We start from the raw sequence: 9280 nt of genomic DNA, 5'->3' as shown, positions 1-9280 counted from the left end.
GGCACTGTCTAGTTGAGGGAGTTTGAGAAGTGAGCAGGTCGTAGTGAGTGGTGCCTATGACACTCAAAGACCTGCTCAGTGAGAATTTGGGAGTGGACGATGAAGATGTTTGGGAGAACGAGCGCACGCCGACACCCGTGCGCTGTTTCGCGGTTCGACTTCACTCGATGGGGCTGTCAGTGCGTGAAGTCGAAGGTGTCTTAGCCTGGCTGGGTGTCGATCGCTGCTATCAGGCAGTCTGGAACTGGAAGGAAAAATTAGCCGAGACACAGAGCGACCCGCCGACGGCGGAGCCGTCGCGGGTCGCGGTTGACGAGAAACAAATCGAGGTAGACGGCGAGAAAAAGTGGCTCTATGCCGCCATCGACACGGACTCAAAACTCCTGCTAGAGGTGGATGTGTACAGCCGCCGCGGGACCGATCCCGCGGCGGCGTTTCTCCATCGCCTCACCGAGAAACACGATGTCGATGAGACGGAGTTTCTCGTCGATGCTGGCGGCTATTTGACTGCCCTTGCTCGCCAGGAATTGAGCGGTCAACTCAACTACAGCGAGCGGAACCATATCGAGAAATGGTTCCAGACCGTCACGATGCGGATCGACCGCTTTCACTCGTTTTGGCGGGGCAGTCAATCAAGCGCGAGACGCTGGCTGCGACGGTTCAGACACTACTACAACCGACATCGATCGAACCAGGCATTAGATGGACGCACGCCCGCCGAGGAGGTGCTGAACTAGACAGTGACATGTGAAGAGTTCTATGACACGCTCATTCATAGGCATCAACGGGTTCCGCAGTCAAGGGGAATGAATAGCCGACCTCGGCTGCACTGTTTCAGTGTTAAATAAGTGCCCGGAACTTATCAGCTAGTTCTGCTACGCCTTGATCTAATGTGTACGCTGTTTCGAATCCTTCGTTTCGGATCTTTTCATCACTGACGATATACGACAGTTGGTTCAATTGCTCTGCCTCGGTGTAGCCCACTTCTACGTTCGGGAAGTGCTCTACGATCGCGTCAACGACATCCTGCAACCGACCGTTCTGTCCGACGACATTATAGGGTTCGCCATCACCTAACTCTTCAGCTGCGAACAGCATTGAGCGAACTGCATCCTGCACGTGGAGATACGGGCGTTTTTGATCTTCGGCACCTTCGTACACCGTCAGCGGTTGACCAGTTGCTGCCAACAACGCGAATTTATCGACGACCGTATCGAACCGCATGCCGGTCGTCCATCCATAGACAGTTCCCAGGCGCAATCCGGTAAGCCCTATCTTCCCATCGTGCAACTCGAACATATCCTGCTCGGCCGCTAACTTCGCCTCACCGTACGGTGATTCCGGGTCACACTCAAAATCTTCAGTAATTTCTTCCTCAGTACGACCGTACACTGAGCAGGTCACTGCGTTCACGAACTCTTCGGCACCCGCCTCACGAGCGTCCTTGTAGAGGCCCACTGCGGCTTTGTGATTGACTTCCCATGTCTTCTCTGGGATGTCAAACGTTTCAGGGGCATTTGTCACGGCCGCGAGATGGAACACCGTATCCACGCCCTCAAGCGCCTTGGCACGGACGTCCTTGTCCCGGATATCGCCTTCGACAAATTCGTACTCAGCGTACGTTGGCAGGTCCCAGAGAGCATGAAATCGGGGTTGGCGGAAATTGTCCAGGATACGGATCGTGTCTTGTGAGAACGCAGGGTGGTCGGGTAGCTCCCGGATCAGCCGAGAGCCGAGGTACCCAAGGCCACCTGTAACGAGAGTCGTCATTCACTAATCCTCCATTACGTACTGGTGTCGGTTTTTTACTAGATGTTTTTGATCCTGTTGCGGTAAGTCCTCAAACTGAAGCACTTTCTCGCACTCCAGTCCTTCGCACTTCATCTCTCGATGGTCTTCAAGGACGTTTCCTGCAACAATTGTCCCGCAGTTCGGGCACGTCAACGTGATAATGAGTGGCATGATCAGAGTTCAAGTGATGAGTTCTGTCCGACGACTAACCGCTCGCCATCAGGCTTCTTGTCCTGATTAGTTGTAATCGTGGCCTTTCGACCGATCAGGCTATCGACGATCGTCCGGTCCGCGCTTATTTCTGATTCCCCCACAACGACACTGGATTCGATTTGTGCACCGTTAATTTCGCATTCATCGCCGATACTCGTATACGGACCGACATATGTATCTGACTCTATCACAGTGCGTTCGCCGATAGAAACTGGTCCACGGACAACCGCCCCTTCTTCGATAACACTTCCTTCACCCAGTTCAAGCCGCCCGGTCACGGACGCCTCATCTTCAACCGTTCCATTAATCCGGGTCTTAATGTCATCCAAGACGAGTCGATTGGCATGGAGGACGTCTTCAGGTTTGCCAGTGTCTTTCCACCACCCGTGGACGACATGACTCTGGATCCGGTGCCCGTCGTCTAACAACCCCTGAATCGCGTCAGTAATTTCGTATTCACCACGCCAGGATTTGTCAAGGGTCTCAATCTGTTCGAATATTGCTGGGGTGAAAACGTAAATTCCGATGAGTGCGAGATTGTTCGGTGGGTCGTCTGGTTTTTCAACCAACTGTATCACGTCTCCGCCATCGTCTACATCAACGATACCGTATCGGGATGGGTCGTCTACTTCCTGTAATCCGATGCCAGCGGCATACTCCGCTGGGTCAAAGTCCGCGACGAGTTCCGTGATCCCCTCGCGCATCAGGTCGTCACCGAGATAGACGACGAATGAATCGTCGCCGACGAAGTCTCTGGTGCAGCCGACAGCGTGAGCGAGGCCAAGGGGGGCTCCTTGGACGATATAGGTGATGTCAACGCCCCAGTCGCTGCCGTCGCCGAAATATTCCTGAATTTCCGCGCGTCCTTTGTTGCCGAGGACAATCCCAATCTCGCCAATACCGGCCTCTACAAGGTCATCAATGGCATATTCGAGGACAGGCTTGTTCGCAATCGGAACCAGTTGCTTTGGCCCGGTGTGTGTGATTGGACGCAAACGGGAGCCAGTACCGCCTGCGAGTATAACTCCTTTCATGGTCACTCGTGCGGTGGCTCTTCCCAGTCTAATGGAATCTTGTCAGTATCGTACGGTAGGCGTTCCTCGTCCGGGTCATCGTAATCGTAGAGGTTTGTCGGGAAATTAATCAGCAACACGCGCTCGTCCCCAACAGCTTTGAACCCGTGCCAGCAATCCCCTGGGATACGGATCGCGTTCATGTTTCCCTCTCCGATGATGTACGTATCGAGTTCGCCTTGGGTGGGTGACTCTTCCCGGTCATCGTAAACGCCGACCTTAGCTTTGCCGCGGGGTACGATGAAGTGGTCAATCTGGCCGCGATGGTGGCGGTGCCAGGCGCGAATGATACCCGGATAAGACTCGGAAAAGTAGGACATCTCTGGTTCGTCCTCGCCCGCATAGAAATCCCAGTCAGACCGCCAAATTTCTGTGAGATGGCCGCGCTCATCGGAATTGATTTGGAGGTCTTTTACCTCTACGTCGTGTATCATATATCATAGCACTCTTCCATCGTTGGCTTCTTACCACTTGTGGTTGATTCATGCCGAGAGCCCAGGGAGGTCATAGAATATTTAGACCCTCTCGCGCAAGGTCGCAATATGGACGTATTCGTGATTGGCGGCTCGGGGCTTGTTGGCTCTAATATTGTTGATCTTGCTACCAAGCGTGATGTAACAGTTCAGGCAACCTATCATCGTTCTCCAACAGACCGAACCGATATGCAACTCGACAAGACCAACGCAGAACGAACCGCCTCCGTTCTTCGAGACGTTGACCCCGATGTTGTCGTGGATACAGCCGCGTTCCACGCCGTGGATGACTGTGAAAACGAGCGTACACGAGCATGGGCCGTGAATGCAGCAGGGACGCGTAATGCCGCGGTCGCCGCCGACAACGTTGATGCTCACTATATTTATTTATCTACTGACTACGTCTTTCCCGGTGCTCCCGCAGAAGCACCGTATACCGAAGACGACCCGGTCTCACCGCTCAACTATTATGCGCGGACGAAATACGCTGGCGAACAGGCAGCACAGATCGCTGCCACGGCGACCGTGCTTCGTCCAAGCGTTATTTATGGTATCACGAGTGATAACTTCGTGACGTGGGCTCTCAACGAACTGGATGCTGGAAATGAACTCGATATTGTTGACGATCAAGTCTCAACCCCTACGTATGCACCCGATCTAGCAGACGCGTGTCTAGAAATTGCAGAGCGTGACCTGACTGGTCTGTATCACGCTGCTGGCCCTAAAAATCTCTCACGATACGAATTTACCGTTACACTAGCTGAGGTCTGTGGATACGATCCGGGCCTCGTCTCACCGATCAGCACCGAAGCGCTCGGCCAAGAAGCACCTCGTCCTGCTGATAGCAGTCTCGATTCGTCCCGCCTCTACGAGGCACTTGACTATACTTTTACTCGGCCACGTCAAGCATTTCAGAAACTACATAACGACCGGAATAACTGAAGCACCCTTGATACTTGTTTTGTGCATATTTATCCCAGTCCCTATGGATTTTGTCTGTGTCCAGCGGGAAACGTTCCACGTCGGGGTTCTTGTAGTCGTAGAGACTCGCTGGGAAGTAGTACGAATCGCCTGATCGTTGCCGACAACTCTGAATCCGTGCCAGCAGGCATCAGAAATGCGGATCATTTTCTGGTCGTGCTCGCAAATGACGAACTCGTTCACTTCCCCCTGTGTCGCTGAGTCATCGCGATCGTCGTAGATGCCGACTTTTGATACCGGATGTTCAGATAAAATGGTCGATGTGGCCGCGCTCGTCGGTGTTCACTTGGAGGTCTCGGACTTCGACACCGTTAATCGTGAGTGGTGAATTCCTCCACGCATCGACGGTAAATCATCAGGTGTGGCAAGTCCTGTCTGGAGTAAAAAGTTGAGGACACAACATAAAGGAATCATGAGCGATCATGCTTAGTGAACTGTCGTCTGGCTGGTTGACTCGTTCCCGACACACAATTCCGATGTCCAAGATATGAATCTCGCCCGTTCGAGTATCAGGGTCTTCGCTGCGAGAGCCGCAAGCAGTCTCATCGCCTTCCTCGGAATCACGTTCTTCGCACGCGAACTCGGATCCCACCAGATGGGTGTGTTCTTTCTCTTTCAAGCGATGCTGGGAATGATTGCTATTCCCGCGGACTTCGGCATTAACAGTGGCGTAACCAAGCGACTCAGCGAGGGCGAGTCTCCGGGTTCGGTTCTCTCAACGGCAATCCTCCTGAAGTGCTTGCTGTTATTACCGTTCGTCGCGGGAATCGTGGTGTTCCGGAGCCTAATAAACGACTACCTCGGTGCGGATCTGGCGTTGCTTCTTGTGGTGGCGCTCGTTCTACAAGAGTCCGCAAAGCTCACAATTCAGGTACTGGAAGGGGAGCTCCGCGTTGGGGAAACTGCCGGTCCAGTGTTCGCTCGGAAGCTCGTATACGTCGGTGTCGGTGCCGTTTTCGTCTTCAGGGGTGCCGATGTTCGCGGCATCATCTTCGGACTGCTCGCCGGGTTAGTCGTTATGCTGGCGTGGGGTGCCCGGAAGAGTTCGACGGCACTCGGCTTACCGTCAATCAGGTATGCGCGCTCGCTGTTCGACTATTCCAAGTACGCGGTTGTCTCCTCAATCGGTGGCTACTTCTACAGCTGGATGGACGTCGCCATCATCGGCCTGTTCCTGACCCAGTCCGACGTCGGCGTCTACGAGATTGCGTGGCGTGTCACCACAGTCGTGATGCTGTTCAGCAGTTCTATTGCGACCACAATCTTCCCGCAGGTGAGTCAATGGGACGCTGGGGACGCGACAGAACGCATCGAATCTCTGCTCTCAGAGGCGATTTCCCCAGCACTATTCGTGGCGATTCCAGCGTTCTTCGGCGTTGTGATATTATCTAAGGAGATTCTCGGATTGGTGTTCGGAGCCGAATACACGGCAGGCTGGTTGGTCCTGATTATCCTCATGGGGGAGAAAGTCATTCAGTCGGTTCACATCATTCTCGGACGTTCACTTCAGGGCATCAACCGTCCTGATCTCGCTGCGAAAGCGGGAGTTATTTCGATGGTATTGAATTTCGCACTGAACGTTGTTCTCGTTTTCGAGTACGGACTCATAGGTGCGGCAGTCGCGACTGTGTTATCGTTTATCGTGAATAGCATTCTTCACGCTTACTACCTCTCAATGTTTGTCTCGATTCGGATTCCATATATGCGAATTGGCGGTTGCGTAGCTGCATCGTTCGCAATGGCTATTTTCCTCTACATCGTTGAATCGACTGTGTTAATTAGCAGTCTACCGATTCTACTGCTGATTATCGGATTAGGGATGGTGGTGTATGCTGGATTTGCATTGATAATCCCCCCATCACGTGGCGTCTTTCTCGACATCTTCCGAAGAGCAGTCGGTTAATGAACTCTCAGTACGAAACTGTTACCCTCCCTCGTATGAATAATTGAGCTAATTATGACGACAATGCTAAAGAAAGCGGCGAGAATCTATCGTAAGGACGGTCCAATTGCGTTAGCGAAGAGAGGCATCTGGTTTGGATACCAATCAGGAATTCGATCGTTACTCCCTAAACGCATCGTTTCATATAACAATGTTCTCGTGCGTGCATCGCGATTAGGGGACTCTGTTATCCCTTGGCATACGCGAGACATTCCCGGATATGAGAGTGCGCTCGTTGAAGGGATTCAACAGTTCGTCCAACCCGATGATACAGTAGTCGTTGTAGGTGGTGGATGGGGGGTATCGACAGTTATAGCAGCTAGACAATCTGGTTCTGAGGGCCAGGTTATCACGTTTGAGGGGGGTGCAGAAGCGGTCACGAAGGTCAAAGACACCGTCCAACTAAACAACGTCAGTGATCGCGTTTCGATTCGATATGCGATTGTGGCGCGAGCTATCTCGATTCGTGGGGATAGTGATGATGCACAAGTAGTTTCACCAACTGACCTTCCCGACTGTGATGTCCTTGTACTTGACTGTGAAGGAGCCGAGATGAACATCCTAAAAGAGATGGAAATTCGTCCGCGTGCAGTACTTGTAGAGACACACGGTTTGTTCGACGCACCAAAATCAAATGTCCGTGACAAATTAAATTGTGCAGGATACGAAACAATCGAGAGCAGGGTAGCTGAGGAACGGTCACGGGAGTTCTGTGAAGAAAACGATATCTATGTGCTGTACTCTAGACGATGTTAGATTAAGGCCAATAGCGGTATCTATTAGCCAGTTTGAGAAAGTGAGAATTCCTCTTTGAGAGCCCATTCTCTGCCAGAACTCCTTACTGAGTGCATTACCGATGAATCTCTTGCTTAGCTTGTGTAAACTCCGCCGCTATCGGAATATTTGTTGTTGAAACGATTATAAAGGCGTATTCGTAGTAGTACTCCTCTGCTGTTGGCTCGTAGTTTCACGACGCCGCGTCGTTGAACAGAATCGATTCGATGTGGATCAGATTGATAAAATCGGTGCTTCCTAACCAATGTGAGCAGCAGAACTGAAGCGTCGCTCTGATTGAGGAAGATGTCCGGTTCAGAAGTATGTTAGATTTCCCCGGATCGGACCGTGTTCTTTCGTCGGTAAACGTGAAAGATATAGCGGCCGATGTAATTGGGCAACATCCACTCCGAGGAATCGAGGGCTCGCCCCTCGATACCGGTGATATCTAGCCAGTCGTCACAATGGCCAGCGTCAATCAGTCGTCCGTCTGGGACGTGACCTCCCAGACGGACGACATGCCTTGCGACGATACCGTTATGGACTGGCTGGACACGCTTCAGCGCGACCAGCTCGAAATGGCCGCCAGTCTCCTGTTTCGCCATCTCGCCATGACGATTCTCGACCCTGACCGGTCGAGAATCGTCTCCATTGACTTCGTGGATAACTCTTACCACGGCTCGCCCGACGAGGATCGTGGTGAACTCTGCAAAACCACGCCAACCGACGGGACTACGACCTGGCACTGTTACTGCACCGCCTACGTCGTCTCCAACGGGAAGCCGGGGACGCCCGCGCTCACTACGTCCGCAGCGAGAAGGAGGCCGACGTGGTCTCAGTCGATCACATCGAGTTAGAGTGAGTGTCTGCTTGGATATGGTGTGCACCCAAACCAAGCAGACAGTGAACTAGAGGAAGAGCACCTGCTTAATTTTGTGGTCAACAGCCTCGGAGATGAACTTCCGATCGATCTCGGCGAGAACGTGACGGTTACGTCCGATGCATTGTACGAGGTCCTCGCCGGCGCCAGCGCCGGCGGGACCTCGATCAATCACGTCTGCGGGACGACGGACGACTCGCCGCACGCGAATACCGTCCGTGGACATCTCACTGACCAGTTCGATCTTGAGACCGTCGAGGCGGTCGGCAATACGCTCCTTCAACGGGACGTCCTTGAGACGCTTCCGGATCGACCGGTGGAGGTCGTCGCCGACCTCCACCTCGATCCCTACTACGGCGACGCCGACGAGGCGGAGGCGCTCTACTTCTCTCAGGCGAAACGAGGAACCACCGCGTTTCACGCCTATGCCACGCTCTACGCACGCGTGCGCAACAAGCGGTACACGCTGGCGGTCCGCCAGCTGGAAGCTGGCGAGACCACCAGCGATGCCCTCGGCGAGTTCCTGACGCTGCTCGACGGCCTTGACCTGCGCGTCAAGGCCGTCTACCTCGATCGCGGCTTCTACAACAGCACCTGTCTGGAACTGCTGTACGCCCACAACTACGCCTACGTTATGCCGATCGTCAAGTGGGGCGAAACGATCCAAGACGAACTCAGCAGGGGCTGGAGTCGTGTGATCGAGCACGACCTCGCCGGGCGGGTGAGCTTCCCGGTGTTTATTGACTGCGTCTACCAGCGAGGCCGGTACGACGAGCACGGCGTGGCCCGTCACGGCTACGCCGTTGACGCGCCGTTCATCACGACGCCCCGAGAAGCGCGACACCACTACAGCAAGCGCTTCGGTATCGAAGCGAGTTACCGGTTAGCCAAGCAGAGCCTCGCTCTGACCAGTTCTCGGGACGCTGGGCTTCGGTTGCTGTTGTTCGTGGTGAGTCTGTTGCTCCAGAACGTCTGGCGGTATCTCCACTGGATGTACGTGGCGGCGCCCCCCACGGCGGGGCGCCGCCTCTGGCCGTGGTCGTTTAGAGAGTTCTGTGAGATGGTGGTTCGCGCGGCCTGGACAGCCCTTGGTGTCCGCAGGGCTGTCCCAGCGAATCAACCACTCGACGACCGGCTCTTCCGGTAGTCTGCC

8 protein-coding genes and 2 pseudogenes are annotated in these 9280 nt (G+C 53.9%); 6 read left to right on the top strand and 4 right to left on the bottom strand.

Translation table 11 applies throughout. The features are described from left to right. Positions 1 to 56: 56 nt before the first annotated feature. Positions 57 to 737, top strand: a complete 681-nt coding sequence (locus tag BMX17_RS21790) for an IS6 family transposase (protein WP_092664026.1) — start codon at positions 57 to 59, stop codon at positions 735 to 737. Positions 738 to 840: 103 nt separating this feature from the next. Here the strand turns inward: BMX17_RS21790 and BMX17_RS21785 are convergent, their stop codons facing one another. From BMX17_RS21785 to BMX17_RS21770, 3 genes are all read right to left on the bottom strand, one after another. Then, complete coding sequence (locus tag BMX17_RS21785) at positions 841 to 1770, bottom strand: NAD-dependent epimerase/dehydratase family protein (RefSeq protein WP_092664061.1); 930 nt, start codon at positions 1768 to 1770, stop codon at positions 841 to 843. 194 nt (positions 1771 to 1964) lie between these two features. Next, positions 1965 to 3038, bottom strand: a complete 1074-nt coding sequence (locus BMX17_RS21775) for a glucose-1-phosphate thymidylyltransferase (protein WP_092664057.1) — start codon at positions 3036 to 3038, stop codon at positions 1965 to 1967. A 2-nt stretch (positions 3039 to 3040) separates the two neighbouring features. Further along, the gene (locus BMX17_RS21770; RefSeq protein WP_092664055.1) at positions 3041 to 3511 is read right to left on the bottom strand and encodes a cupin domain-containing protein; all 471 of its coding nucleotides are present in this window, start codon (positions 3509 to 3511) and stop codon (positions 3041 to 3043) included. Positions 3512 to 3619: 108 nt separating this feature from the next. Between BMX17_RS21770 and rfbD the strand changes: the two genes are divergently transcribed. From rfbD to BMX17_RS25445, 3 genes are all read left to right on the top strand, one after another. Continuing rightward, the gene (gene rfbD, locus BMX17_RS21765; RefSeq protein WP_092664053.1) at positions 3620 to 4492 is read left to right on the top strand and encodes a dTDP-4-dehydrorhamnose reductase; all 873 of its coding nucleotides are present in this window, start codon (positions 3620 to 3622) and stop codon (positions 4490 to 4492) included. 526 nt (positions 4493 to 5018) lie between these two features. Continuing rightward, positions 5019 to 6434, top strand: coding sequence for a flippase (locus BMX17_RS21755; RefSeq protein WP_092664051.1), 1416 nt, complete (start codon positions 5019 to 5021; stop codon positions 6432 to 6434). A 54-nt stretch (positions 6435 to 6488) separates the two neighbouring features. Continuing rightward, entirely contained in the window at positions 6489 to 7229 is a 741-nt protein-coding gene (locus BMX17_RS25445; protein WP_139203643.1) for a class I SAM-dependent methyltransferase, read from the top strand. 109 nt (positions 7230 to 7338) lie between these two features. Here the strand turns inward: BMX17_RS25445 and BMX17_RS27105 are convergent. After that, a pseudogene (locus tag BMX17_RS27105) lies at positions 7339 to 7509 on the bottom strand (IS5/IS1182 family transposase); the annotation flags it as partial. Positions 7510 to 7570: 61 nt separating this feature from the next. Here BMX17_RS27105 and BMX17_RS21750 point away from each other — a divergent pair. Together BMX17_RS21750 and BMX17_RS21745 are read left to right on the top strand one after the other, a co-directional pair. Then, positions 7571 to 8082 (top strand): annotated as a pseudogene (locus tag BMX17_RS21750) (ISH3 family transposase); the annotation flags it as partial. Between the two features lie 46 nt (positions 8083 to 8128). Then, on the top strand, positions 8129 to 9274 hold the full coding sequence (locus BMX17_RS21745) for an ISH3 family transposase (protein ID WP_092664049.1): 1146 nt from the start codon (positions 8129 to 8131) through the stop codon (positions 9272 to 9274). Positions 9275 to 9280: the final 6 nt, after the last annotated feature.

Source organism: Halorientalis persicus, from assembly GCF_900110215.1.
Classification (GTDB): domain Archaea; phylum Halobacteriota; class Halobacteria; order Halobacteriales; family Haloarculaceae; genus Halorientalis; species Halorientalis persica.
This window is presented reverse-complemented; position numbering and strand designations above follow the sequence as displayed.